20 protein-coding genes are annotated in these 25,882 nt (G+C 69.3%); 16 read left to right on the top strand and 4 right to left on the bottom strand.

Annotated features, from left to right (window positions below; translation table 11 throughout):
• Positions 1 to 20 precede the first annotated feature (20 nt).
• The 3 genes from ACQP2E_RS30150 to ACQP2E_RS30140 all read left to right on the top strand — a co-directional run bounded on the left by ACQP2E_RS30150 (position 21) and on the right by ACQP2E_RS30140 (position 2,302).
• Positions 21 to 1,697, top strand: a complete 1,677-nt coding sequence (locus ACQP2E_RS30150) for a sodium:solute symporter family protein (protein ID WP_433826320.1) — start codon at positions 21 to 23, stop codon at positions 1,695 to 1,697.
• Between the two features lie 11 nt (positions 1,698 to 1,708).
• On the top strand, positions 1,709 to 1,963 hold the full coding sequence (locus ACQP2E_RS30145; RefSeq protein ID WP_433826319.1) for a hypothetical protein: 255 nt from the start codon (positions 1,709 to 1,711) through the stop codon (positions 1,961 to 1,963).
• Positions 1,964 to 2,050: 87 nt separating this feature from the next.
• Positions 2,051 to 2,302 carry a hypothetical protein gene (locus tag ACQP2E_RS30140; protein WP_433826318.1) on the top strand — a complete coding sequence of 84 codons (252 nt, stop codon included), beginning with the start codon at positions 2,051 to 2,053 and terminating at the stop codon, positions 2,300 to 2,302.
• A gap of 3 nt (positions 2,303 to 2,305) precedes the next feature.
• Here the strand turns inward: ACQP2E_RS30140 and ACQP2E_RS30135 are convergent, their stop codons facing one another.
• Complete coding sequence (locus tag ACQP2E_RS30135) at positions 2,306 to 3,421, bottom strand: PQQ-dependent sugar dehydrogenase (protein ID WP_433826317.1); 1,116 nt, start codon at positions 3,419 to 3,421, stop codon at positions 2,306 to 2,308.
• A gap of 314 nt (positions 3,422 to 3,735) precedes the next feature.
• Here ACQP2E_RS30135 and ACQP2E_RS30130 point away from each other — a divergent pair, with 314 nt between their 5' ends.
• The 5 genes from ACQP2E_RS30130 to ACQP2E_RS30110 all read left to right on the top strand — a co-directional run bounded on the left by ACQP2E_RS30130 (position 3,736) and on the right by ACQP2E_RS30110 (position 12,552).
• Positions 3,736 to 5,049 (top strand): alpha/beta hydrolase, encoded by a 1,314-nt coding sequence (locus ACQP2E_RS30130; protein WP_433826316.1) that lies wholly within the window; start codon positions 3,736 to 3,738, stop codon positions 5,047 to 5,049.
• An 83-nt stretch (positions 5,050 to 5,132) separates the two neighbouring features.
• Positions 5,133 to 6,923 (top strand): gamma-glutamyltransferase, encoded by a 1,791-nt coding sequence (gene ggt / locus ACQP2E_RS30125; RefSeq protein WP_433826315.1) that lies wholly within the window; start codon positions 5,133 to 5,135, stop codon positions 6,921 to 6,923.
• Between the two features lie 1,526 nt (positions 6,924 to 8,449).
• Positions 8,450 to 9,436 (top strand): TolB family protein, encoded by a 987-nt coding sequence (locus tag ACQP2E_RS30120; protein WP_433826314.1) that lies wholly within the window; start codon positions 8,450 to 8,452, stop codon positions 9,434 to 9,436.
• A gap of 76 nt (positions 9,437 to 9,512) precedes the next feature.
• On the top strand, positions 9,513 to 10,136 hold the full coding sequence (gene trmB, locus ACQP2E_RS30115; RefSeq protein WP_433834096.1) for a tRNA (guanosine(46)-N7)-methyltransferase TrmB: 624 nt from the start codon (positions 9,513 to 9,515) through the stop codon (positions 10,134 to 10,136).
• Between the two features lie 424 nt (positions 10,137 to 10,560).
• Complete coding sequence (locus ACQP2E_RS30110) at positions 10,561 to 12,552, top strand: ATP-binding protein (protein WP_433826313.1); 1,992 nt, start codon at positions 10,561 to 10,563, stop codon at positions 12,550 to 12,552.
• A gap of 510 nt (positions 12,553 to 13,062) precedes the next feature.
• Here ACQP2E_RS30110 and ACQP2E_RS30105 read toward each other — a convergent pair.
• The 3 genes from ACQP2E_RS30105 to ACQP2E_RS30095 form a co-directional block, all read right to left on the bottom strand.
• Entirely contained in the window at positions 13,063 to 14,037 is a 975-nt protein-coding gene (locus ACQP2E_RS30105; RefSeq protein ID WP_433826312.1) for a DMT family transporter, read from the bottom strand.
• A 215-nt stretch (positions 14,038 to 14,252) separates the two neighbouring features.
• A complete protein-coding gene (locus ACQP2E_RS30100; RefSeq protein ID WP_433826311.1) occupies positions 14,253 to 14,900 on the bottom strand; it encodes a hypothetical protein in 648 nt (215 codons plus the stop codon).
• A 167-nt stretch (positions 14,901 to 15,067) separates the two neighbouring features.
• Positions 15,068 to 15,970, bottom strand: a complete 903-nt coding sequence (locus tag ACQP2E_RS30095; protein ID WP_433826310.1) for a proteasome assembly chaperone family protein — start codon at positions 15,968 to 15,970, stop codon at positions 15,068 to 15,070.
• A gap of 158 nt (positions 15,971 to 16,128) precedes the next feature.
• Between ACQP2E_RS30095 and ACQP2E_RS30090 the strand changes: the two genes are divergently transcribed.
• The 8 genes from ACQP2E_RS30090 to yidD all read left to right on the top strand — a co-directional run bounded on the left by ACQP2E_RS30090 (position 16,129) and on the right by yidD (position 25,866).
• Positions 16,129 to 16,797 (top strand): EcsC family protein, encoded by a 669-nt coding sequence (locus ACQP2E_RS30090; protein WP_433826309.1) that lies wholly within the window; start codon positions 16,129 to 16,131, stop codon positions 16,795 to 16,797.
• A gap of 31 nt (positions 16,798 to 16,828) precedes the next feature.
• Positions 16,829 to 17,425 (top strand): fibronectin type III domain-containing protein, encoded by a 597-nt coding sequence (locus ACQP2E_RS30085; RefSeq protein WP_433826308.1) that lies wholly within the window; start codon positions 16,829 to 16,831, stop codon positions 17,423 to 17,425.
• A gap of 54 nt (positions 17,426 to 17,479) precedes the next feature.
• A complete protein-coding gene (locus ACQP2E_RS30080) occupies positions 17,480 to 19,054 on the top strand; it encodes a Na+/H+ antiporter (protein WP_433826307.1) in 1,575 nt (524 codons plus the stop codon).
• Positions 19,051 to 19,314 (top strand): UBP-type zinc finger domain-containing protein, encoded by a 264-nt coding sequence (locus ACQP2E_RS30075; RefSeq protein ID WP_433826306.1) that lies wholly within the window; start codon positions 19,051 to 19,053, stop codon positions 19,312 to 19,314. Before ACQP2E_RS30080 ends, ACQP2E_RS30075 begins: the two co-directional genes overlap by 4 nt.
• A gap of 207 nt (positions 19,315 to 19,521) precedes the next feature.
• Entirely contained in the window at positions 19,522 to 21,633 is a 2,112-nt protein-coding gene (gene glgX / locus ACQP2E_RS30070; protein ID WP_433826305.1) for a glycogen debranching protein GlgX, read from the top strand.
• Entirely contained in the window at positions 21,633 to 23,900 is a 2,268-nt protein-coding gene (treY, locus tag ACQP2E_RS30065; protein ID WP_433826304.1) for a malto-oligosyltrehalose synthase, read from the top strand. The genes glgX and treY overlap by 1 nt, the downstream gene beginning before the upstream one ends.
• The gene (gene treZ / locus ACQP2E_RS30060; RefSeq protein ID WP_433826303.1) at positions 23,897 to 25,627 is read left to right on the top strand and encodes a malto-oligosyltrehalose trehalohydrolase; all 1,731 of its coding nucleotides are present in this window, start codon (positions 23,897 to 23,899) and stop codon (positions 25,625 to 25,627) included. The genes treY and treZ overlap by 4 nt, the downstream gene beginning before the upstream one ends.
• Complete coding sequence (gene yidD / locus ACQP2E_RS30055) at positions 25,624 to 25,866, top strand: membrane protein insertion efficiency factor YidD (protein WP_433826302.1); 243 nt, start codon at positions 25,624 to 25,626, stop codon at positions 25,864 to 25,866. Before treZ ends, yidD begins: the two co-directional genes overlap by 4 nt.
• Positions 25,867 to 25,882: the final 16 nt, after the last annotated feature.

The following is a 25,882-nucleotide window of genomic DNA, read 5'->3' as shown; positions in this document are numbered from 1 at the left end:
CGACCAATGGAGGTGGGCCCGTGCGAACACTGGCTGCGGAGGGTCTTCGGCTTGATGTCGGCATCGTCGATTACCTGATTCTCACTCTGTATTTCGTCACGGTGCTGGGGATCGGCTTCGCCGCCCGCCGTGCGATCAAAAGCAGTGCCGACTTCTTCCTGTCCGGGCGGTCGATGCCTGCCTGGGTGACCGGTCTGGCCTTCGTATCGGCCAACCTGGGCGCCCTGGAAATCATCGGCATGGCCGCCAACGGCGCTGAGTACGGCCTGATGACCCTGCACTACTACTGGATCGGCGCGGTGCCGGCCATGGTGTTCCTCGGCATCGTGATGATGCCGTTCTACTACGGCTCCAAGGTGCACAGCGTCCCTGAGTTCCTGCGACGGCGCTTCAACCGGCCCACCCACCTGTTCAACGCGCTGAGCTTCGCCCTCGCCCAGGTGCTGATCGCCGGTGTCAACCTGTACGCCTTGGCGCTGATCCTGCAGGCGCTGCTGGGCTGGCCTCTCTGGTTGTCGATCGTGATCGGCGCGGCGATCGTGCTGATCTACATCACCCTCGGTGGTCTCTCCTCGGCGATCTACAACGAGGTGCTCCAGTTCTTCGTCATCCTGGCCGGCCTGATCCCGATCACGGTGATCGGACTGGTCAAGGTCGGTGGCATCGACGGCCTGTTCGAGAAGGTGCGGCAGACACCGCTCGGCGAGGCCGGGCTGCACACGTTCGCGAATACCGGAAGCACCGACAATCCGCTCGGCGCGAGCTGGATCGGCATCATCTTCGGCCTCGGTTTCGTGCTCTCCTTCGGGTACTGGACCACGAACTTCGCCGAGGTGCAGCGGGCACTGAGCGCCAAGGACATGAGCGCGGCCCGGCGTACGCCGATCATCGGCGCCTTCCCGAAGCTGCTGATCCCCGCGGTGACCGTCATCCCCGGTCTGATCGCCCTGGTCACCATCCAGGGACTGGGCGCCGACGAGGGCGACCTGGTCTACAACAACGCCATCCCGCTGCTCATGCGTGACCTGCTGCCGAACGGTGTGCTGGGCGTGGCGGTGACCGGTCTGATCGCCTCGTTCATGGCCGGTATGGCGGCGAACGTGAGCGGTTTCAACACCGTCTTCACGTACGACCTGTGGCGGCCGTACGTCCGCAAGGACCGGGACGACGCTTACTACATCCGGATCGGCCGGCTCGCCACCATCGGCGGCATCGTGGTCGGCATCGGCACGGCGTTCATCGCGGCCGGCTTCTCCAACATCATGAATTACATCCAGGCGCTGTTCAGCCTGTTCAACGCGCCGCTGTTCGCCACGTTCATCGTGGGCATGTTCTGGAAGAAGATGACGCCCTGGGCCGGGTTCTGGTCGTTGCTGCTCGGCTTCCTGGCTTCCCTGACGCTGTACATCGGTCACCTCACCGAGGTCTTCAACTTCAACTCCGACCTGTCGGAGAGCTTCTGGGGCGCCGGCGCCGCGTTCGTCACGGCGGTCGTGGTCGCGGTCGTGGTCACCCAGTTCACCAAGAGCACCAGCAAGTCCGACGACGAGCTGCGCGGCCTGGTCTACGGCCTGGGCGGCGAGTCCACCTCCGGCGAGACGATCATCGCGGGGGAGAAGGTCTGGTGGCGCAACCCGGTCCTGCTCGGCGCGATCGCCGTGGCGCTCGCCGTCCTTCTGTACATCCCGGTCTGGTGAGGAGCTGAACCATGCCTGACAAGAATCGTTTGTTCGACGTACGCCTGGTGATCGGCGGCCTGTTCGTGGTCTACGGCCTGATCGTCACCGGGATCGGGATCTTCGACACCCAGGCCGAGATCGACAAGGCGCAGGGTGTCCGGATCAACCTCTGGATGGGCCTCGCCATGCTGGCCCTGGGCATCTTCATGCTGGTCTGGCTGAAGCTGAATCCCGTCAGGAACGAGCCCGCGGAGCCCCTGGAAGGGTCCGACCGAGAGGTTTAATGGCCAGCTCGGTGTGCCCGGGTTGCGGTCGTGTTGCACAGGGTCCTCATATCTTGGACCGGTAATCGCACGACCGATAACCCGGGCATGCAAGCACTCAGCGCACTCAGCAGCCTCACCTCAGGTGGCCGTCGCGACCCCGGTTGGCAGGTCCAGCTCCGCGTCGACTACGTCGTCAACCAGGTCTCGCTGACCCATCGCGGTCAGTCCGAGGACGCCATCAAGGACGCGATCCAGGAACAGCTCCGGGTTTACGGGGTCGTCCCCAACAAGCGCCAGGTCAGCAAGTACGCGCAGGCCATCTCGGCGCTGCCCCAGGTCCAGCCGTCCAGCAGGTAGGCGTCATCGCGCCGGGAATCGAAGAATCCGGTCGTCGCCGTCGCGCCGGTCGCCGCGGCCGTCGGTGTTCGATGTGGTCAGCCACAGCGAACCGTCGGGGGCCACGGCGACCGTACGCAACCGCCCGTACTCACCGGTGAGCTCGGCCTTGGTCGAGCCACCGCCGAGCGGGACCGTCCACAGCCGCTCACCGCGCAGCGCCGCCACGTACAGCGTGTCGCCGGCGACCGCCGCGCCGCTCGGTGAGGCCTCGTCAGTGGTCCACTGCACGAGCGGCTCGGCGAACCGGGAGTCGCCGCCCCGGCCCTCCACCTCCGGCCAGCCGTAGTTCTTACCCTTCTCGATCACGTTGACCTCGTCATATTTGTTCTGCCCGAACTCGATCCCGTACATCCGGCCCTGGTCGTCCCAGGCCAGGCCCTGCACGTTGCGATGGCCCAGCGTCCAGACCGGTGATCCCTCCCACGGGTTGCCGGGCGCCGGGTCGCCGTCCGGGGTCAGCCGCAGGATCTTGCCGCTCGGGTCGTCCCGGTCCTGCGAGCGTGACTCCTCGCTCGCGTCGCCGGTGCCCGCGTAGAGCATCCCGTCCGGTCCGAAGGCGATCCGCCCACCGTTGTGCCGGCCGCCCTTCGTGATGCCGTCGAAGATCACCTCCGGCTGATCCTTTCCGGTCAGTTTGAAGCGGACGATCCGGTTGTCCTGGTCGCCGGTGAAATACGCGTAGACCCAGTCGTCCTTCACGGCGAGTCCCAGCAGGCCGCCTTCGCCGCCGGCGTCCACTCCCGGCACGGTGTAGACCTCGCGTGGCTCGCTGCCCGGCGTCACCTGGAGCACCCGCCCGCTGTCGCGTTCGGCGACCAGCGCGCTGCCGTCGCTCAGGAACGCCAGGCCCCACGGCACGCCGATGCTGGTCGCGATGGTCTCCGCAGCCGACAGATCCGGATTTTTGGCGTTGTTTCTGGTCTCGATTTCGGTGCTCGGCGGTGCTGCCGTCGAGACCGCCGGCACCGGCTGCACCGTCGGCGCCGGCCCCTCCGCGCCCTCCGAGCCGGAGCACGCCGTCAGCAGAGCGGCGCCCGTTGCCGCGAGGGCCAGGCGCGAGGTGCGGATCACATTCATCAGTCAACGTTGCCACGAACGTGCACGACTGGCCCGGCCCGCCGCACCCGAAGACGATCTCAAGGCTGCTCAATCTAAGCTGAATATAGCGATTTGCCGGATTAGGGCGGAGATGGGTTTTGCGAGCGGGACACCAAAGATCACTGCGGCCGGTCACGGCCGCGGTCCTCACCCTCACAACCCTTCTCCTGTACGCGCAACAGCCCGCTAACGCCGAACCAACACACGGAGCGCCCCCGCCGCAGCGGTACGACAACGCCGCCGTCATCCGCTGGGAACCGTGCCCTGAGGACGCCAAGGCCCAGTGCGGCACGATGCGGGTGCCCGCCGACTGGTCCCAGCCGTACGGCTCGTCGATCGAGCTGACGCTGGCCCGGCGGCCGGCCGGCGACCCGGCCCGGCGGATCGGCGTACTCATGGTCAACCCGGGCGGACCCGGCGCCTCGGCCGTCAACCAGGCACTGGACACCGAGTTCTTCGGCAGCGAGGTGGAACGCCGGTTCGACATCGTCGGCATCGACCCGCGCGGGGTCGGCCGCAGCGCGCCGATCCTCTGCTCCCAGGACCTGGTCGACGCGAAACCGTCGCCGCTGGCCGCGAACGAGACCGAGTTCGCTCAGCTCGGCACCTACAACCGGCGGCTCGCGAAGGACTGCGCGTCGCGCAGCGGCCCGGTCTTCCACCACGCCGGCACCGGCGACGTAACCCGCGACATGGACGCGGTCCGAATCGCCCTGGGTGAACAGAAGATCAGCTTCTACGGCGCGTCGTACGGGTCGCTGATCGGCCAGCTCTACGCCGAGCGATACCCCACCCGGTTGCGGGCGCTGGTGCTGGACAGCGTCATGGACCACAGCTCCGGCGTCGAGGACTTCCTCGGTCGGACCGCGGAATCGGCACAGGACTCGTTCGATCAGTTCGTCGCCTGGTGCGGCCGGGACACCGAGTGCGCGCTGCACGGCCGCGACGTCACGGCGATCTGGGCCCGGCTGATGGAACGGGCCGCGGCCGGCACACTCAACGACCCGTACGACCCGCCCGCCAAGCTGCGGGTCTGGGAGCTGATCTCGGCGGCGTTCAGCGCGTTCTACGATCCGCAGTGGTTCTCGTTCGCCCACTACCTGAAGGAGGCGTACGAGCCCGCCCCGGCCGGCCGCCGCGCGCTGCCCGAGCTGGACCTCACCCCGCACGCCTTCCCGGCCGTGATGTGCCGGGACTGGGCGCTGCCGGTCGGCGGCTGGGCCGGGTACCAGAAGCTGCTCGCCGGCGCCGCCGCCAAGGCGCCGCAGATGCGGGCCTCGCCGCTGGCGCTCACCGCGGTCTCCGGCTGCGAGGGCTGGCCCGACCCGCCGTCCGACCCGCAGCACCCGATCCCGGCCTCGGCCGTGCCGGTGCTGGTGGTCAACTCACGGCACGACCCGGCGACCGCGTACGCCTGGGCCAAGAACGTGGCCGGGCAGCTCGGCCCGAAAACCCGGCTGGTCACCTACGACGGCTGGGGCCACGTGGCGTACGGGCACAGCGATTGTGTGTCCGGTGCCGCCGACCGTTATCTGACCGCGCTGACCATGCCGGCGCCCGGAACCACCTGCCCGCCGGTCGAGCCGGTGCCGTACGGCGTGGGTTGAGCGTTGGTCTCTGCGGTTGTGCCTTGGCCGGTTCCCCGGTAGGCAGGGAATCGACAACCGACACTGTCCTGACTGGAGGGCCGATGCGGTTCCTGCCCGCGTTGACTGCGCTGTCCCTGACCACACTGGGAGTCGCGGTCGCGGCTCCACCGGCGGCCGCCGGCACACCGGTACCCGGCCCCACTGCCAGCGGTTATGGCGGCGCGATCGCCACCGTGGACCCCACCGCCACCGCGGTCGGCCTCGACGTGCTGCGCCACGGCGGCAACGCGGTCGACGCCGCGATCGCTGCGGCGGCCACCCTCGGCGTGACCGAGCCGTTCTCGGCCGGCATCGGCGGCGGTGGATTCTTCGTCTATTACGACGCCAAGCGGCGCAGCGTCTCCACGATCGACGGGCGCGAGACCGGCCCGGCCACGATGACCGAGAAGTACTTCATCGACCCGGCCGACGGGTTGCCGTACGACTTCCCCGAAGCCAGGGTCAGCGGGCTCTCCGTCGGCGTGCCCGGCACCCTGGCGACGTGGGAGGCGGCGGCCCGCAAATGGGGGACCCGCTCGCTCGCGGCCGGCCTGAAGCCCGCTGCGGACGTGGCCTCGCGCGGATTCCCGGTCGACGCGACGTTCCGGCAGCAGGTCACCGACAACGCGGCCGCGTTCGGCCAGTTCGACTCGACCCGGGAGATCTACCTGCCCGGCGGGGCGCCTCCCGCGGTCGGCACCACACTGCGGAACCCGGACCTCGCCGACACGTACCGGCTGATCGCGCGCAAGGGCACCGGCGTGTTCTACCGTGGCGCGATCGCCGGCGACCTGGTCGAGACGGTGCAGAATCCGCCGGTCGCGGACGTGCCGACCGGTGCTTGGGCGTACCCGATCCGGCCCGGTGAGCTGACCAAGGCCGACCTGGCCCGATACCAGCTCCGCTTCCCGTCGCCGACCCGTTCCGACTACGAGAACCTGACCGTGTACGGGATGAACACCCCGTCGTCCGGCGGCATCGCGGTCAGCGAAGCGCTCAACATCATCGAGAAGGGCCTGCCGGGGTCGGCCACCGCGACGGACAAGCTGCACTACTACCTGGAGGCGTCGGCGCTGGCCTTTGCCGACCGGAATCGCCACGTTGGGGCGTACACCTCGCAGCAGGTGGTGAAGCAGTTGGTCTCCGACCGCTGGGCCGCGAAGCGGGCCTGCCAGATCGATCCGGCAAAGGCGCTGGTGAAGCCGGTGCCGCCGGGCGACCTGACCGCGTCCGGCTGCACGCCGGCGACCGTCGGCGGACCGACCGAGCAGGGCCAGAGCACCACCAACCTGACCGTGGCCGACCGCTGGGGCAACATCGTCGAGTACACGTTCACCATCGAGCAGACCGGCGGCAACGCCATGGTCGTTCCCGGTCGTGGCTTCCTGCTGAACAACGAGCTGACCGACTTCAACTTCGCACCGACCCAGGGCACCGCCGCCGACCCGAACCTGCCCGGCCCCGGCAAGCGCCCGCGCAGCTCGATGTCGCCGACAATCGTTCTGAAGGACGGCAAGCCGTTCCTCGCCCTCGGCTCACCGGGCGGCGCGACCATCATCACGACGGTGCTGCAGGTGCTGCTCAACCGCGTCGAACTCGGCATGACCCTGCCGGAGGCCATGGCGGCGCCGCGAGCCTCACAGCGCAACAGCGCCGGAGTCCAGGCCGAGGCCGCTTTCCGTACGCTCCACGGCCCCGCCCTGATCGCCCGAGGCCACACGTTCGGCCCCGACGTGGCCGAACTGGGCGCGGCAACAGCAATCGAGTTCACCCGCCGAGGCGGCTACACAGCCTCAGCCGAACCCACCCGCCGAGGCGGCGGAGCGGCAGCAGTGGTCCACCCGCACAACTGACCCACCCGCCCCTCCTCGCGTCCGCCCGCTCCGGGTCTTGGGATCGTGGCAAGCCCGGGCTGAATTGGCGGGTGCAGTTTGCCAGGATCGCGGCCATCACCGGCGCCCAGCCGCGATCCTGGCAAGCTCGGGCCGCTCGAGTTTCGCCATTCGCGGAGCGGTAGCGGTTTCGGGGTGTCGTGGCGGTGCGGCGGTTTCGGGGTGTCGTGGCGGCGCGGCGGTTTCGGGGTGTCGTGGCGGCGCGGCGGTTTCAGGGTGTCGTGGCGGCGCGGCGTCGCGGCGGTTTCTTGAAGCGAGGTGCCGCTCAGAGATCTTGTGCGGTTCGGCCACCCGATCGACCACGAGCGCACGACTTTGGGGGGCGGCCGCGAGTGGCGTGTCGGTTTGGGTGGTCTGGGAGCTTTGTTCAGCGCCACAGCGGGTGGACAGTGCCGGATCTTGGAGACTCGCGGGTGTTCTATGCCCCACCGGCTTCCGGAGTTCGGCCAACGCGGTGCTTCACGCTTCCGGCGTGGCGAGTGCGGAGCTTCACAGTTCCGACGTTGTGAGCGTGGTGCTTCACAGCTCCGACGTGGCGAACGCGGAGCTTCACAGTTCCGACGTTGTGAGCGTGGTGCTTCACGGATCTTGTGGAGTTCGGCGAACTGTTTGCGCGTAACTCCGCAAGATCGGCCGGACTTTTTCGATCTTGTTGAGTTGTGCGCACACGTCTGCGGAGAAGTCCACAAGATCCAGGCGAGACGGACGAGACGAGACGGGACGAGGCGGGACGAGACGAGACGGAACGAGACGAGACAGGACGAGACGGGACGGGGCGGGGCGAAACGGGACGGGGCGGGGCGAGACGGGACGGGGCGAGACGGCGCGGGGCGAGACGGGGCGAGACGGGACGGGACGGCGCGGGGCGGGGCGGCGGCACACGTAAAGGGCTGGCGACGGTGACGAGGAATCACGTAATGCCTGCGTGGCCTCCTGTCACGGTCCTGGCGTCGATCAGGGCGCACCGAACCGTTGCGTGCGGCTCCATCAACCCTGCTTGTGCCTTATGTGCGGTCTCGTCCCACCGGTTCGACCCGCCCTCGTCGAGACTGGACTACACAGGCCACGCGAATCCACCAGACTCGACTCAACCAAACGGGCCGCTCACGATCTGACCGATCCGCGCCGTTCCTCCTCGCCAAACCGGCCCGATCAGCCGCCCCGCAACCAGCCCAAGGACCTCCGGCGCCGCCCCGGCACCGCCGGTCACCGCCCCGGCACCGCCGGTCACCGCCCCGGCACCGCCGGGTCGCCGCCCCGGCACCGCCGGGTCGCCGCCCGGCACTGCCCGCCACCGCTCCGGCGCCGCCGGCGGTCGACAGTGATGGGCGACGGCCATTGGACGCTCACCCTTTCGTTCACCCCGACATACCCCGAACAGATGTGATTTTTCGGTATCCGCGTGGTTCCCGCTCAGCAGCTCGCCGGTTGCGACGATGCTTCCGGTGCAAGCGGTAACCAGGCAGAACTTCGGGGGGCGTTCGGCCATGAAGAAGAACTTCGGTCAGGTAGCGGGCAACGTGGCGATCGCGGCGGCAGCGAGCTTCTGCTGTGTTGTCTGCACCCCGTCAACCGGGCAGGCAGCGACCGTGAAGGCAGCGCCCAGCACCCAGCTGCCGAGCATGGTCGCGTACGTCCGCAACGGCGACGTCTACACCAGCAAAGGGTCCACCGAGCAGCGCCTGACCACCGGCGGCTCGCACGCCCGGCCGCGCTGGTCGCCGAACGGCAAGCAGATCGCCTTCCTGAAGAAGGGCCAGCTCTGGACCATGAAGGCGGACGGCACCGGCCAGCGCCGCCTCTCCACCCGTCCGGCGGCCGGACCGTCCTGGTCGCCGGACGGCAAGTGGCTCGCCTTCTCCTCGCTGTCGTGCAACGGCGGCCCGGGTGTCTACAGCATCCCGGCCGACGGCACGAAGAAGGAGAAGGTCCTCTTCCCGCGCGACTGCCGTACCGAAGCTTTGCCGGCCGAGACCGAGGCGGCGAAGAGCGTGGCCAAAGAGCTGAAGAGTGACAACTCGGTGGCCTGGTCCCCGGACGGCGTCCAGCTGGCGTTCCGCGGCGGCGACTGCGAGTCGATCTACGACTCGTGCCTGAGTGTCGGTGACGTGAAGACCGGCGGGGAGAAGACAGTGGCGGCCTTCGGCGGTGGCGGCGTGCAGAACAGCGGTTTCGCCGTGGTGCCGAGCTGGCGTTCCGACGGGGCAAAGCTGGCCTTCACCGCGTACCAAGAGGGTGAGACCGCGACCGAGAGCAAGCCGGTGCACCTGGTCGAGTACGACGCGATCACCGGGGCGCAGCGGACCATCGGCAACGCGATGGACCGTGAGCTCGATTACGTCGACGCCTCCCGTGCCGTGGTGACCAGCCAGAACGCTGGAACCACCTGGGTCACCGTGGTCGGCCTGGCGACCGGCCTGCGCACCCCGTTCAAGACCGGTGAGCAGCCGAGCGTCCAGCCGGTGGTCCGATAACTGCCTTTACACTGGGGCCGCCATGACTGAGACGAACATCCGGCCCATTCGCACGTTCCACCCTCGCCGGGGACGGATGAGTGCCCGCCATGCGGACGCTCATGCCGAGCTCTGGCCGACATTCGGATTGACGGTCGTCGACGGCGATCGGAGCAGGATCGACCTCACGGAATTGTTCGGCCGCTCTGCTCCGGTCGTACTCGAAATTGGTTTTGGCATGGGTGACGCGACCGCGGCGATGGCCGCGGCAGATCCGGACCGGGATTTTCTCGGTGTCGAGGTGCACACTCCGGGCATCGGCAACCTCCTGGCGCTCGTCGGTGAGCAGCACCTGACAAACGTCCGGGTCGCGCACGGCGACGCCATGGAGCTGGTGCATCGCATCGACGAGCAGTCACTCGACGCCGTGCACGTCTTCTTCCCGGATCCCTGGCCCAAGGCCCGGCATCACAAGCGGCGGCTGATCCAGCCGTCGAACGTCGCGCTCCTGCGCGACCGCCTGCGTCCCGGCGGTGTGCTGCACTGCGCCACGGACTGGCCGCATTATGCCGAGTCGATGGCGGAGACCTTGGACGCCACTCCCGGTCTGCGTCGCCTCCCGGCGACCGCCGAGCCGCATGCGCGACCCACCACCAAGTTCGAGAAGCGCGGCGCCGACGCCGGTCGCCCGATCAGCGATTTACGGTACGCACGAACCTGAGCGCTCAAGAGTGAGCAGGGCCGTCCGCCGGAGTCGATCCGCCGGACGACCGCCCCCACAGCGGCGGGACGCCGCAACAGCACCCGTCTCCAGCTCTGGCAATTTGCGCCTTTTAGCCGATTCGCACCTCTACCCTTGACGGTGGAGGTCAGCCATGCGCCGAGATGACGCCGGCATCGACGCCGGGCGGTCCGCAGGGACCGGTGCGGCCGAAGCCGCGACTCTCGCACGCCCGGCCGGGCCTCACGGGGGGACAGCCGCCGGTGATCGTGTCGGAAACGACCATCCGCCGGCGGCTGCCGCTGGAGTTGATGGCACCCAACCTCCGTCGGCTGCCGCTGGTGTTGATGGCGCCCACCCTCCGTCGGCTGCCGCGCCTCGCCGGGCCGGTTCGTTCCGGGACGTCTTCGCCCTGCATCGGGGCGTGCTGACCAGCGGCTCCGCCGACCAGCTCGCCGCCCTGGTCGCCCGGGCCGCGGGCGCGCCGAGCGCCTGCATCCAGTTCGTCGAGGACGACAGCCTGCGGCTCTACGGCAGCTGGGGTGTCGCCGCCGACTGGGAAGTGGTCGCCGAGAGCGCGCTGGAGGGTTCCCTCGGCGGCGTCGTCGTGAACTCCGGCACCACCCTGATCGTCGAGGACGCCAAGGACGACCCGCGGATCCCGGACGGCCTGCTCCGGCGCGGTGGTGGCGCGTACCTCGGCTGCCCGGTGCACGACCGGGCCGGCAAGGTCCTCGGCGTGTGCTTCGCGTACGACCACCGGCCGCGCCCGTGGACGCCGGAACAGGTCGCCGCGGTCAACGAGGCCTCCGAGGTGGCCACCCTGCTGATCGGCGAGCAGATCGCCCGGTACGAGCTGGAGCAGCAGCACCGGTTCCTTGACGCCGTGCTGGACAGCCTGCACGACGGGGTGGTCGCCTGCGACGCCTCCGGCCGGATCGCGATCGTCAACGAACGGATGCGCCGCCTCTGGGGTGAGACCGTCTTCGGCACCGAGGCGGTCCCCGGCCTCACCGACGCGACCGGCACCCCGCTCACCCGCGACGACCTGGGCCTGGTCCGGGCACTGCGCGGCGAGGTCATCCGCGACGAGCACCTGGCCCTGCACGGCCGCAGCAGGCGCATCCACCACTACGTGATGGACGCCCAGCCGATCCACGGCCTCGACGGCCGGGTGACCGGCGCGGTCCAGGCCGTCCAGGACGTGACCCGGCAGCGCCGGGCCGAGAGTTTCCGCAGCTGTGAACTGGCCGTCACGACCGCCCTCGCCGAAGCGCCGAGTATCGAGGCAGCCGGCCCGCGGGTGCTCGAAGCGATCGTCGGCGCCCTCGACTGGGTGCACGCCGAACTATGGCTCGTCGACGAGGGCGACGTCCGGGCGGCCGCCCGATGGAGCGCCCCCGGTCTGCCGGCCGGCATTCCGGTGCCGGACCGTCTCGCGTACGGACAGGGCCTGGCAGGGCGGGCCTGGCAGGTCGACAAGCCACTCTGGATCCGGGATGTGGGCCGGCCGCAGAGCCTCATCTCACCGGAGACCGCAGCGGGCGGGTTGCACACCGCGCTGGCCATCCCGGTGCACGACGGCTCCGGCCCGATCGGCGTACTGACCGTTTTCGCCGACACGATCGAGGATCCGGAGGACGAGCTGCTGGCCCTGATGTCCGGGATAGCGGCCCACCTCGGCCAGTTCGTCGAACGCCGCCGGGTCGAGGATCTCCAGCGCCAGCTGACCCGGAGCAAGGACGAGTATCTCGCGCTGATCGGACACGAGCTGCGGACTCCGCTCACGTCGATCAGCGCGTACACCGAACTGCTCGGCGAAGCCGACGAGGCCACTCTGGTCCGCGACGGTCCCCGGCTCATCAAGGTGATCGAACGCAACACCACGGCGTTGCGCGAAATCATCAACGAGCTGCTGGAGCTGTCCGCCTTGGACGCCGGCCACGCGGACGTCCGGCGTACCCCGATCGACCTGGCCGCCGTGGTCCGCGACGTGGTCGACCGAACCCGCAGCGCGATCGACGGCGCCCCGGTCGTCATCGACACCGACCTGCCCGGCGAACTGATCGTCCCCGGCGACAAGGACCGGCTGCGCCACATAGTGCAGAACCTGCTGGGCAGCGCGGTCCGCTACAGCCCCGACGGCGGCCACGTGGCGATCTCGCTGCGAAGCACCGGCCGAGCGGCGGAGTTGTCCGTCTCCGACGCGGCAGCCGACGTACCCCGAGCCGAGCGGGAGCAGATCTTCACCGGCCACTACCGCACCAGCCGAGGCAACGACCGAGCAATCCCCGGCAGCGGCCTGGGCCTCACGCTGAGCCGAGCGGTCGTGGAGAAACACCAGGGCAGCGTAGAACTGACCGGCAGCGACACCGGCACGACAATCCTGATCCGCCTGCCACTGGAGGTCCGCTAACCCCCGACACATCCAGCCCCCACCCCACGTGGCCGGCTGCCCGCTCTCACGGGGCCGGCTGCCCGCTCTCACGGGGCCGGCACGGGCTGCACGTAGCGGTCGCCGTGGTGTGCAGCCGGCAGCCGTGTGTGACAGCCGGCCGCCCCGAGTTGGTTCGCGTGCACATCGCACGATGCTCAGGCTTCAGTGTGTCGATTTACGGCGCAATCCGTACCCAAAGTCAACACGCACACCGTGAGCGGCTCCCTGTGTGTTGATTTGAGGTTCGAATCGCGCCCTAAATCGACACGCATCGGGGCTGCGGCGGAGCCCGTCCGGGCAGAGCGGCTGCTCGCGGTTCACCCGGCGGGGTGCCGGCCTTTGACAGCAGGTCAGTGGCGGGCTGGCTGACGGGCTGGCGAGCTAGCGGGCGGGCTGGCGAGCGGGTTGGCGAGCAGGCTGGCGAGCGGGCTGGCGAGCTAGCGGGCGGGCGGGCGGGCGGGCGGAACGATGGTCGCCCGCTGCCAAGATCTAGCGTGGCCGCTGTGTGGAAGCGGACTGGTTGGTGGCGGTGGACTCGGTGGTTGTCGCATACAGGGAAACCACCGCGCCCAGCAGCAGGGCTCCGCCGGCGATGGTGGTGGCGGCCAGCGGTTCGTTGATCAGCAGGACCGCGAGCAGCGCCGCTGTCAACGGCTCCAGCAGGGTGACCACGACCGCGACGCTGCCTGTGGTGCGCCGCAATCCGGTGTAGAACAGCGCGTACGCCAGGGCCGTGGTGATCGCCCCGGCATAAAGGAGCAGCGCGATCGGCGTCGGTGAAGGCTTGTACGCCAAACCCTCCACAGCGGCGACCGGCAGCAGGGTGAGCGCGCCGATCGCACACGACAGCGTGGTCAGGATCAGCGGTTCGACGCCCTGGGTGGTGTGCCGGCTCAGCGCGGTCGACGCGGCGTACACGATGCCGGACCCGACCGCGGCGAGCAGCCCGAGCCCAGCGGCGGCTGTGCCGGTGTCGGCGGTGGCGCCGGCGATCAGGACGAGTCCGGCGATCGCCGCGACCGAGGCGCCCAGCACGCCGGTGCTGGGCCGTTGCCGGGTGCGTACGGTTTCCCACGCGCTGAGCAGCACCGGGGCGATGCCGAGGCTGACCACTGTCGCGATGCTGACGCCGCCCAGGCGTACCGCGATGAAGTACAGCGCCTGGTACGACGCCAGGCCGGCCCCGGCCAGCGTGATCGCCAGTGGCGCGCTGCGATATGCGGCGATGATCCGGCGCCGGGCAGGCAGGCCGAGCAGCAGCATCACGGCGGCAGCGAAGAGAAGCCGGTAGAAGCCGATCGCCACGGCCCCGAGACCGGTGGACTCGGCGACGACCTGGACGACGACGCCGGCGGTGCCCCAGAGGATCCCGGCGGCGGAGAGCTGCAGAAGGCTGAGACGGGACGAGAAAGAACGGTTGAAACGGGACGAGAAAGAACGGCTGCGACGGGACGAGAAAGACACGTGCGCTCCGATGAGGTGAGTCGGTCAGGGTTCGGCCGGCAGCGGAGCGCAGGGGTGATCAACCGGTCGAGCAGGACAGCTCGAACGGTGTGGCGGGCGCTCCGCTCAGGAGCGCGGCGGCCCGAGGTTGCCGAGGTCGAGGGACAGACTCACGGTTGGCAGGTTAGAACAAGGGCCCGCATTTCCGCGGGCCCTTGTTCAGCCAATGAGATGGATCAGGCGGCGGTCGTCCCCCACATCGAGGTGAAGGCGGCTGCCTCGCCGGCCAGCCAGGCCTCGATGTGCGCCGGCTGAGCGGCCGTGTCGAGGCGGTGAGTGACGCCGCGCCGGACGTCGACCAGGACCGGCTCGGCGTTGGGCAGGATCTGGTCCATGTGCCGGGCCATCAGGTGCAGCATCGCGGTCAGGGCCTCGGCGCTCGGCGGCGCCTCGTCGAAGTGCAGCCGGACGGCCTCGCGGTGGCCGTCCTCGAAGCGCAGGCCGAAGTGTGGGTTGATCTTCACGGCGAGGGGGCCGACCGTGGCGATCGCGTCGCGGGTCTGCGCGAGGCTGACCTTTTCCGGGTCGCCGAGGGACGTCAGGTATTGCTGGGCGCCGGCGCGCAGCGTGGAGTAGAGGGGCTGCCACCGGTCTTTCACCAGGCTGACGACGCCGGCCAGGTAACTGCCGCCGGTGCGGAAGGCGATGTCGGTTTTCAGGGCCTTGACCAGCTGGCCGTGCGGGTTGAAGCCGGAGCGGCGCTCCCGCTGACGACGCAGGCCGCCGACGAACGTCGCCTTGGCGGGGCCGGTGCGAGACACGTACCGAGTGAAGCCGAGCATCGTCGCATAAGGGGGGATCGTGGACAGGGTGGAGGTGGTCACGTTGTCTCCTCACTCCTGCTGATCTACGACAAAGAACGCCGGAAGATCAGCAGCTCAGGGCCCCTCTTTCGTACATACATACTAATCGACGGGTACGACATTCCCCAACGCGAAAGCGGCGGCGCTTCCGAAGAAACGCCGCCGCTGTGAGAAGTCCGGAATGCCGGTTACTCCTCCCGGGTCTGCTCGGCCAGGAACCGCTCCAGCTCGGCGCCGAGCTCCTCTGCCGTGGGCAGTGGGGTGTCGGTGTCGGCCAGCAGGTTGCCCTGGCGCCCGCGGACGAACGCGTCGTACTGCGCCTCCAGCGAGGTGACCAGACGGCCCGCCTGCTCGTCGTCGGCGATCTGCTTGTCCACCTCTTCGCGGACCAGCTTGGCCGACTCCCGCAGCCCGCCGGTCGGCAGCGCCAGCCCGGTGCTCGCCGACACCGAGTCCAGCAGCAGCTCGGCGGCGGCCGGGTAACCGGTCTGCGCGAGGTAGTGCGGGACGTGTGCGGCGTACCCGAGAGCGTCGTGACCGCTCAGGCCGAGCCGGAACTCCAGCAGGTTGCCGACGCTGGCCGGCACCTGGACCCGCTGCAGCCAGGACTCGTGGTCGCCGATCAGGCGCTTGTCGGTGGCGTGGGCGGTGAGGCCGACCGGGCGGGTGTGCGGCACGGCCATCGGGATGGCGTTGAGGCCGACCGTGACGCTGACGTCCAGGTCCTCGATGAGCTCGGTGACCGCCGCGATGAACCGCTCCCACTGCAGGTCCGGCTCGGGGCCGGCGAGCAGCAGGAACTTGGTGCCGAGCTGGTCGGTCACCAGGTGCAGTGCGAGGTTCGGCTCCTCGTAGCTCTCGAAGTGGTCGGCCACGAAGATCATCGGGGGGCGGCGGGAACGGTAGTCGAGGAGCTGATCCAGGTCGAACGTCGCGACGACTTCGCTCTCCAGGTGCTCCAGCATGTGGTCCCGGGACAACTGGATCGCGCTGCCGGCGTCGACGAATCCGGTGAGCGCCTGGAGAAGCACCGGGCTGTCCAGGACCGGAAGCTCACCGATCACCTCGTAGAGCCCGTGTGGGTCGAGCACGCTGCGGACCTCCTTGGGAGTGGATTTTCTTGCCAACACCGGAACCGGCTTGCACATTCCGGCATCACGAATTGTTACCCACCACCGTGAAGGCGGACGTGCGCGCACCACGCACAATGGGAAGCAGATCCACTTCTTCGCCCCCCTCGGAGTGATCTGTGAGCCAACAGGTACCGGCCATCCTCGAGAACACCGCACCACCGAGCACGCTCTGGGCCCGGATGCGAGCCGACCCTCAGTACGCGCCTGAGCACCTCGCCCTGGAAGCGGTGCGCCGGCTCGGTCCGGAGGCCGCGCGCTGGCACGCCCGGATGCGTACCGAACGTCCCGATGCCGGTCCCGAGGAGCTCGCCGCCCTCGCCGTCAAACGCTTCACCACGCTGGCCCGGGTCTCCGGCGCCGTCTCGGGCGTGGCCGGCCTGCCCGGCGCGGTGATCGACGTCGGCGTGCTGGCCTGGACCCAGGCGCGGATGGTGCTGCACGTCGCGGCCGCTCACGGCGCCGACCCGACGGCTCCGGAACGCGCCACCGAGCTGCTGGTCCTGCAGCGCGTGCACAAGGTCGCCGAGACCGCGCGGACCGCTCTGGGCGTCGCTGCCGGCCGCGAGCACGCCAGCCGGATCTTCACGGGCGCTTCCAGCGCCCCGATGGCCCGCGTCCTGGTCACCCTGGGCGTCCGTCTCGCGCAGATGGCCGGGGTACGCGCAGCCAAGCGCGTGGTCGTGAAAATGGTCCCGCTCGGCGGCATGATCCTCGGCACCTGGGCGAACTCGGTGGCCACCCGTGATCTGGCCCGCCGAGCCCGGGAGCACTACCGCAAGGGCTAAGCAATCCGCATACCCGCCCGAACGTCCTGACGTGCAGGGAATCCGTCGGAAGTCCACGCTGATCCTGTTCGCCGCGGCACTGCCGCTGGCGATCGGCGGCTGCTCGTCCGCGGATTCGCCGTCACCGTCGGCTACCGAGGACCGGAGCGGCACCGACTGGATCAACACGGACGCCGGCAAGCGGACCCCGTCGCCGACGACCAGGTACGGCACGGCGTCACCCACTCCGGAGGTGACGCTGCCGACGCTCGCCACCAACACGTCGCCGACCGCGAAGGCGAGCCCGTCCTGCACCACGCCGCCGAAGGGCGCCGGCGGGATCAACGGGCTGGACGTGCGGCCGAGCAGCACGAGCGCCATCGTGACCTGGTACCACCCGGGCGGCGGGAACATCGTCGATTACCGGGTGACCGCGTTCAGTCAGGACCTGATCGCGGGCGAGCAGGAGCCGGTCGGGTGGGCCACGGTCACCCCTGTCACCTGCGGAGACCTGAGCGCGACGGTCACCGGCCTGACTCCCGCGACGCACTACATCTTCGTGGTCGACAAGGTGATGACGCACGCGAGTGGCGTGGACGGCACGTACGCGAAGACGGTCGCACGCTCCGGCGTGGTGAGCACCACCTGAGGTCCACTCCTGCGGGAGCAGCCGTCGGCGGGATGACTCTCTAAGCTTCCCGGAATGGATCCCATCGTCGACGTGGTCGTGCTCGTAGCGATCTCCGTGGTCGGCGCCGCACTGGCCCGGCGCCTCGGCTTCGTGGCGCCGCTGGTTCTGCTGGTCGCCGGGCTGGCGCTCTCGTACGTTCCGGGGTTCCCGGAAGCACATCTGGAGCCGGAGCTGGTCCTGATCGGGATCCTGCCGCCGCTGCTCTACGTGGCGGCGCTGCAGACCTCGGTGCCCGCGTTCCGGCTCGCGCTGCGGCCCATCCTGCTGCTCGCGGTCGGACTCGTCACGCTGACGGCGTTCGTCGTCGGTTATCTCGTACACATGCTGTTGCCCGAGGTGCCGCTCGCGGCGTGCGTGGCGCTCGGCGCCATCGTCGCGCCGCCGGACGCGGTCTCCGCGACGGCGATCGCGCGCCGGGTCGGGCTGCCACGCCGGGTGGTCACGATCCTGGAGGGCGAGAGCCTGCTCAACGACGCGACCGCGCTGGTCATGGTGCGGGTCGCGGCGGGCGCCCTCGGCGGTCTGGCGGTCGGGTTCACCGACATCGCCACCGAGGTGGCGCTCAAGGCCGGCGGCGGCCTGATGATCGGGTTCGCGATGGCGATCGGGGCCGCCTGGCTGCACCGCAAGATCGAGGATTCGCTGCTGGACGACGCGGTGTCGTTCCTCACGCCGTTCGTCGTGGTGATCGTCGCCGAGAAGCTCCATACGTCGAGCGTGGTGGCCGTGGTGATCGCCGGCCTCTACCTGGGCCACCGGATGCCGTACCTGTTGTCGCCGACCTCGCGGCTGCAGATGGAGGCGGTCTGGCGGCTGATCAGCTTCCTCCTGGAGGGTGTGGTCTTCCTCCTGGTCGGCCTTCAGCTGCGCAGCGTGGTGGGCAGCATCGAGACCGACATGGTTACGACGTTGCAGGTCACCGGCATGGTCTTCGCCGCGCTGGTGCTGCTCCGGTTCGCCTGGATGTACCCGGCGACGTACCTGGCCCGGCTGGTGCCGCGGATCCGCAACCGCGAGGAACGTCCCCGCCCGGCAGTGCCGACCGTGATCGCCTGGGCCGGCATGCGCGGCGTGGTCACCCTGGCCGCCGCGCAGACGCTGCCGCTGCCCGGCGAGAACGGTGTTCCCGAGTACCCGCGGGAGCTCTTCATCTTCGTCGCCTTCGCGATCATCGTGCTGACCCTGCTGATCCAGGGCACCACGCTGCCGGCGCTGGCCCGGGTGCTGAAGGTCAAGGAGGACAACAGCAGCCAGGACGCCCTCGCCGAGGCCGGCGTCCAGCACACCGCGAGCCGGGCCGCCCTGGGAGCGCTCGACGCGCACGCCGCCAGCGCCCCGACCGCCGTGGTGGAACGGCTGCGTGGCCTGATGGAGAGCCGTTCCAACAACGCCTGGGAACGGCTCGGCAGCCAGCAGCAGGAAACCCCGTCGGCGGCGTACGGTCGTCTCCGGCGAGAGATGATCAAAGCCGAACGGCACGTCTTCAAGATCGCCCGCAACGAGGGCCGCATCCCGGAAGAGGTGCTGGTACGCGCCCAGCGCGAGCTCGACCTCGAAGAATCCCAGCTGCAACGGAGTGAGCATTGACCTGTGAGCATCTGAAAGAGGCCGGCAACCCGGCCCCGCTCGCGCCCTACGACGGCGGATGCCCCGAGTGCGTGGCCGGCGGTTTCCACGACTGGGTGCACCTGCGCGCCTGCCTCACCTGCGGGTACGTCGGATGCTGCGACTCCTCCCCGCGGCGGCACATGTCGTTGCATCACGACGAGACGGACCACCCGGTGATGCGTTCCTACGAGCCGGGGGAGACCTGGCGCTGGTGTTACGTGGATCAGCAGCTGGGCTGAGCGGCTCGCCACCCCTCGGGCGATGCCGCAGCCGTGTGACGAGAGATAACCCCGGCCAACCGGACAGTCGGACCGCTGTCAGCGGTCACATCCGGGGAGAATTGCGGCAGGACACGACCGGTAAAGGGTTAGCTCCACCAGTTGGTGGGCATTGCAGCCCGAGCCGGTCGTGCGCACGGAGATGACCGAGGGGTAGGAGCAACCGATATGCAGGTCTGGCCTGGTCACCGGTATCCATTGGGTGCTACTTACGACGGGACGGGCACGAACTTCGCGATCTATTCCGAGGTTGCCGAGGCGGTGGAGCTCTGCCTCTTCGACGCGTCGGGCAACGAGCGCAAGGTTCAGCTGCACGAGCAGGACGCCTTCGTCTGGCACGCGTACCTGCCGGGCGTCGAGCCGGGGCAGCGGTACGGCTACCGGGTGTACGGCCAGTACGAGCCGCACCGGGGTCTGCGCTGCAACCCGCACAAGCTGCTGCTCGACCCGTACGCACGAGCCGTCGACTCGGACATCACCTGGCACCCGTCGATGTACGCGTACGACATGGCGAACCCGGACCAGATGTCGGACCTGGACTCGGCGCAGTACATGCCGAAGGCCGTCGTGGTGAACCCGTACTTCGATTGGGGCAACGACCGGCGGCCGGACATCCCGTACCACCACTCGGTGATCTACGAGACGCACGTGAAGGGTCTGACCCAGCGGCACCCGGAGATCCCGCGGGACATGCGGGGCACCTATTCGGCGATAGGGCATCCGGCGATCATCGAGCACCTCAAGGGTCTCGGCGTGACCGCGGTCGAGCTGATGCCGGTGCACCAGTTCGTCCACGACAACCGCCTCGACGACCTGGGGCTGCGCAACTACTGGGGTTACAACACGCTCAGCTTCTTCGCGCCGTACCACGGGTACTCGTCGACCGGGACCCTCGGTCAGCAGACCCAGGAGTTCCGCGGCATGGTGAAAGCGCTGCACGCGGCCGGTATGGAAGTCATCCTCGACGTGGTCTACAACCACACCGCCGAGGGCAACCACCTGGGCCCGACGCTGTCGCTGAAAGGCATCGACAACCGGACGTACTACCGGCTGGTCGAGGACCAGCCGCAGTTCTACATGGATTACACCGGCACCGGTAACAGCCTGAACGTGCGCAGCCCGCAGAGCCTGCAGCTGATCATGGACTCACTGCGGTACTGGGTGACCGAGATGCACGTCGACGGCTTCCGCTTCGACCTCGCCTCGACGCTGGCGCGCGAGTTCTACGACGTCGACCGGCTCTCCACGTTCTTCGAGGTGGTCCAGCAGGACCCGGTGGTCGGCCAGGTGAAGCTGATCGCCGAGCCCTGGGACGTCGGCCCCGGCGGTTACCAGGTCGGCAACTTCCCGCCGAACTGGACCGAGTGGAACGGCAAGTACCGGGACACGGTCCGCGACTTCTGGCGCGGTGAGCCGGCCACCCTTGCCGAGTTCGCCAGCCGGATCACCGGCTCCGCCGACCTGTACCAGGACGACGGCCGCAAGCCGTTCCACTCGATCAACTTCGTGACGGCGCACGACGGGTTCACGCTCAACGACCTGGTGTCGTACAACGACAAGCACAACGAGGCCAACGGCGAGGAGAACCGGGACGGCGAGAGCCACAACCGGTCCTGGAACTGCGGCATCGAGGGCCCGACCGACGACGCGAAGGTCCTGGAGCTGCGGGCTCGCCAGCGCCGCAACTTCCTGGCCACGCTGATGCTCAGCCAGGGCGTCCCGATGATCTCGCACGGTGACGAGCTGGGACGCACCCAGCAGGGCAACAACAACGCGTACTGCCAGGACGACGAGATCAGCTGGATCGATTGGGAGAACGCCGACGAGCACCTGCTGGAGTTCGCCCGCAAGCTGACCGCGTTCCGCCACCGGCACCAGGTCTTCCAGCGCCGGCGCTTCTTCACCGGCCTGCCGGTGACCGCGCGCGGTGGCGGCGACCCGCTGCCGGACCTGGAGTGGTTCACCCCGGACGGCCGGCCGATGGCCGGCGACGACTGGGGCAACGACTTCGGCCGGGCGGTCGCGCTCTTCGTCAACGGCGAGGGCATCCGCGAACGCGGCCAGTACGGCCAGCGCCACGTGGACAGCTCGTTCCTGCTCTTCTTCAACGCGCACGACGCGCCGCTCGAGTTCACCACGCCTCCCGCGGAGTACGGGGAGAAGTGGGAGAAGGTCATCGAAACCGCCGAACCGTCGCCGGACAACCCCACGGTCGTCGAGGGCGGCCACAGCATCTGGGTCCCGGACCGGTCTCTCATCGTGCTCGACAGGACGGTTTAATGCGCCCGAGCAGTACCTACCGAGTCCAAGTCCGCCCCGACTTCCCGCTGACGGCAACCGCCGAGATCGCCGACTATTTGGCCGATCTCGGCGTGAGCCACCTCTACTCGGCGCCGCTGCTCACCTCGGCGCCCGGTTCTGAACACGGTTACGACGTGGTGGACCACTCGCAGGTCAACCCGGCGCTGGGTGGCGCAGAGGGGTTGCGGGCGTTGAGCGAGGCGCTGAAGAGCGCCGGGCTCGGACTGGTCGCCGACATCGTCCCCAACCACGCGGGCGTCGCCGTCCCGGCGGCCAACCCGACGTGGTGGGACGTGCTCAAGAACGGCCAGAAATCTGCTTTCGCGCACTTCTACGACATCGACTGGTCCCGCGGCCGGCTACTCATCCCCGTTCTTGCTGATCAAGAGAACGCGCTGGATGACCTCCGGCTGGAGAACGGCGAACTGCACTACTTCGACAAGCGGTACCCGATCGCCGACGGCACCGGCGACGGCAGCCCGCGCGAGGTGCACGACCGGCAGAGCTACGAGCTGGTCAACTGGACCCGCGGGGACAGCGAGATCAACTACCGGCGGTTCTTCGCGATCGTCGAGCTGGCCGCGCTGCGGGTGGAGGACCCGGACGTCTTCGACGCCACCCACGCCGAGATCCTGCGCTGGTACAACGAGGGCCTGATCCAGGGCATCCGGGTCGACCACCCGGACGGCCTGCGCGACCCCGGCGGATACTTCGCCCGGCTCCGCGAGGCCGCACCCGAGGCTTGGCTGGTGGTCGAGAAGATCCTGGAGCCGGGGGAGAAGATGCCCGGCTGGCCGGTCGCCGGCACCACCGGGTACGACGCGATGGCCGACGTGAACGGCGTCTTCGTCGACGGTCACACCGAGGCGTTCTTCGACACCCTCGACCGCCACCTGACCGGGACCGTGACGTCCTGGCAGGACCTGGTGCACCAGACCAAGAAGACCGTCGCCACCACGCTGCTCGCCGCCGAGCTGGCCCGCCTGGCCCGGTTCGTGCCGGACATCCCGGACGCGCCGCGCGCCCTGGCCGAGCTGGCCGCCTGCTTCCCGGTCTACCGCTCCTACCTGCCGTTCGGTGGCCGCCACCTGGCACAGGCCCGGTCCGAGGCGGGCCGCCGCAACCCGCACCTGATCGGCGTACTGGACAAACTGACCGCCCGGCTGCGTAACCCGGACGACGAACTGGCGATCCGGTTCCAGCAGTTCACCGGCGCGGTGATGGCCAAGGGCGTGGAGGACACCGCGTTCTACCGCTGGACCCGCTTCGTCGCCCGCAACGAGGTCGGCAACGATCCGGCCGACTTCGCCGTCACCATCGACGAGTTCCACGAGGCCGCCGAGGAACGCCAGAACGACTGGCCGGACTCGATGACCTCGCTCGAGACCCACGACACCAAGCGCGGCGAGGATCTCCGCGCCCGGCTCGCCGTCCTCACCGAGGTACCCGGGGACTGGACCGAGGTCGTTCGCCGCTGGGTCCGGACCGCTCCGCTCCCGGATCCCTCGCTGGCTCATCTCATCTGGCAGGTCGCGGTGGGTGCGTGGCCGGTCTCCCGAGAGCGACTGCAGGCGTACGCCGTGAAGGCCGCCCGTGAGGCCGGAGCAGCGACCACCTGGCAGCGTCCTGACGAGGCGTTCGAGCAGGCGCTGAGGCAGATGGTCGACCAGATCTACGACGACCCGGCGCTGCACCGCGAGATCTCTGATTTCGTGGCGTCGATCGCGCCGCCCGGCTGGTCCAACTCGCTCGGGCAGAAACTGGTGCAGCTCACCATGCCCGGCGTGCCCGACGTCTACCAGGGCAGCGAGCTCTGGGACCACTCGCTCGTCGACCCGGACAACCGGCGGCCTGTCGACTTCGCGCAGCGCCGCGAGCTGCTCGGCCGGATCGACGACGGCTGGCTGCCGCCGGTGGACGAGGCCGGCGCGGCCAAGCTGCTGGTCACCAGCCGGGTGCTGCGCCTGCGCCGGCAGCGTCCCGAGCTGTTCACCGGGTACCGCCCGGTCTTCGCCGACGGCCGGGTCGGTGAGCACGTGCTCGCCTTCGACCGCGGCGGCGCGGTGGCGGTGGCGACCCGCCTGCCGGTCGGATTGTCACGCCACGGCGGCTGGCACGACACGACCCTTTCACTCGACGGACACAGTTGGACGGAAGTGTTCACGAATACCAGTTACGGTGGCAATCGCCTGGCTGTGGCCGAGCTTCTGCACACGTATCCCGTCGCGCTGTTGGTGAAAGAATGACTGTCTTCGAGGTCTGGGCACCCGAGAAAACTCCCCGCCTGCTGGTCGCCGGGGAGGAGCGCGCGATGGAGGCCGGTGAGTCCGGCTGGTGGCGTCTCGACGTGCCCGGCGCCGGCCCCGGCGACGACTACGCGTTCCTGCTCCCGGATTTCCCGACCCCGCTGCCCGACCCGCGCTCGCCCTGGCAGCCGGACGGTGTGCACGGGCCGAGCCGGGTCTACGACCACGCCGAGTTCGCCTGGACCGACCAGGGCTGGAGCGGCCGGCAGCTACCCGGATCGGTGCTCTACGAGCTGCACATCGGCACGTTCACGCCGGAGGGCACGTTCGACGCCGCGGTCGAGCGGCTCGACCACCTCGTCGAGCTCGGTGTCGACCTGGTCGAGCTGCTGCCGGTGAACGCGTTCAACGGCACCTACAACTGGGGTTACGACGGCGTCTGCTGGTACGCGCCGCAGGAGACGTACGGCGGGCCGGACGGGCTGAAGCGCTTCGTCGACGCGGCACACGCCAAAGGCCTCGGCGTCGTCCTCGACGTGGTCTACAACCACTTCGGGCCCAGCGGGGCGTACGCGCCGATGTTCGCGCCCTACCTGTCCACCGGCAGCAACACCTGGGGCAGCTCGCTGAACCTGGACGGGCCGGAATCGGACAGCGTCCGGCGCTACATCGCGGACAGCGTGCTGATGTGGCTGCGTGACTACCACGTCGACGGCCTGCGGCTCGACGCTGTGCACGCGTTGCACGACGAGGGCGCCGTGCACCTGCTGGAGCTGCTCGCCGTCGAGGTCGAGTCGCTCGCCGCGCACGTGCGGCGGCCGCTCACACTGATCGCCGAGTCGGACCTCAACGACGCCAAGCTGATCACCCCGCGAGAGGCCGGCGGTTACGGCCTGCATGCCCAGTGGGACGACGACGTGCATCACGCTCTGCACGCCCTGCTGACCGGCGAGCGCCAGGGTTACTACGGCGACTTCGGGTCGCTGGACTGCCTGCGTACCGTCCTGGAAGGCGCGTTCTTCCACGCCGGGACCTGGTCCAGTTTCCGTGGGCGGCGGCACGGCCGGCCGGTCGACAGGCAGCGCACCGCCGGGCACCGGTTCGTCGCGTTCCTGCAGAACCACGACCAGATCGGCAACCGGGCGATCGGTGACCGGCTCACCGCGAGCCTCTCGCCCGGGCTGCTCAAGGTCGGCGCGACCCTGCTGCTGACCTCCCCGTTCACTCCGATGCTCTTCATGGGCGAGGAGTGGGCGGCGACCAGCCCCTGGCAGTTCTTCACCAGCCACCCCGAGCCGGACCTGGCCGCCGCCGTGCAGACCGGGCGGCGCCGCGAGTTCGCCCGGCACGGCTGGGACGAGGCCGACGTGCCCGACCCGCAGGACCCGGCCACCTTCGAGCGTTCCAAGCTGGACTGGTCCGAGCCGGAGAAGCCCGGCCACGCCGAGATCCTGGATCTCTACAAGCGGCTGATCAAGGTACGCCGGGCCGTCCCGGACCTCACCGACCCGTGGCTCAGCGACGTCGAGGTCTGGCACGGCGACCAGCACGTGGTGATCCGCCGCGGGTCGTACGTGGTGGTGGCGAACCTGGCCGGGGTGGAGCAGACGGTCAGCGTCCGCTCGCCGGTGCGCTCGGTGCTGTTCACCACCGAGCCGGGCGTCGTGGTCCAGCGCGACCGGCTGGTTCTTCCGGCGGAGAGTGCGGCCGTGGTCGCCGTGCGGTGACGCGTACCCCAGGGGCTTGGGAAGGCCGGGGGGAACGGGCCGTGAGGCGCGGCATCGTGCTGTACCGGCGCTTCTCGCCGCGTCTCGCGACCCGCTGCCGGTACACGCCCACCTGCAGTGCCTACGCGCTGGAGGCGATCGAGCGTCATGGGCTCGGCAGGGGTGGGCGGATGGCGCTGGCCCGGCTGGCGCGGTGTGGTCCGCGAGTCCCTTTCGGTACCTCGGACCCCGTTCCGTGACATCCATGTAGCACCA

This window comes from Actinoplanes sp. CA-015351 (assembly GCF_050955685.1).
Lineage (GTDB): Bacteria > Actinomycetota > Actinomycetes > Mycobacteriales > Micromonosporaceae > Actinoplanes.
This window is presented reverse-complemented; position numbering and strand designations above follow the sequence as displayed.

Coding starts and splice junctions, on each gene's coding strand:
- ACQP2E_RS30135 (WP_433826317.1), bottom strand. CDS start 3,421: ATGAATGTGATCCGCACCTCGCGCCTGGCCCTCGCGGCAACGGGCGCC.
- treZ (WP_433826303.1), top strand. CDS start 23,897: ATGACTGTCTTCGAGGTCTGGGCACCCGAGAAAACTCCCCGCCTGCTG.
- ACQP2E_RS30130 (WP_433826316.1), top strand. CDS start 3,736: ATGCGGGTGCCCGCCGACTGGTCCCAGCCGTACGGCTCGTCGATCGAG.
- glgX (WP_433826305.1), top strand. CDS start 19,522: ATGCAGGTCTGGCCTGGTCACCGGTATCCATTGGGTGCTACTTACGAC.
- treY (WP_433826304.1), top strand. CDS start 21,633: ATGCGCCCGAGCAGTACCTACCGAGTCCAAGTCCGCCCCGACTTCCCG.
- ACQP2E_RS30120 (WP_433826314.1), top strand. CDS start 8,450: ATGAAGAAGAACTTCGGTCAGGTAGCGGGCAACGTGGCGATCGCGGCG.
- trmB (WP_433834096.1), top strand. CDS start 9,513: ATGAGTGCCCGCCATGCGGACGCTCATGCCGAGCTCTGGCCGACATTC.
- ACQP2E_RS30080 (WP_433826307.1), top strand. CDS start 17,480: ATGGATCCCATCGTCGACGTGGTCGTGCTCGTAGCGATCTCCGTGGTC.
- ACQP2E_RS30145 (WP_433826319.1), top strand. CDS start 1,709: ATGCCTGACAAGAATCGTTTGTTCGACGTACGCCTGGTGATCGGCGGC.
- ggt (WP_433826315.1), top strand. CDS start 5,133: ATGCGGTTCCTGCCCGCGTTGACTGCGCTGTCCCTGACCACACTGGGA.
- ACQP2E_RS30140 (WP_433826318.1), top strand. CDS start 2,051: ATGCAAGCACTCAGCGCACTCAGCAGCCTCACCTCAGGTGGCCGTCGC.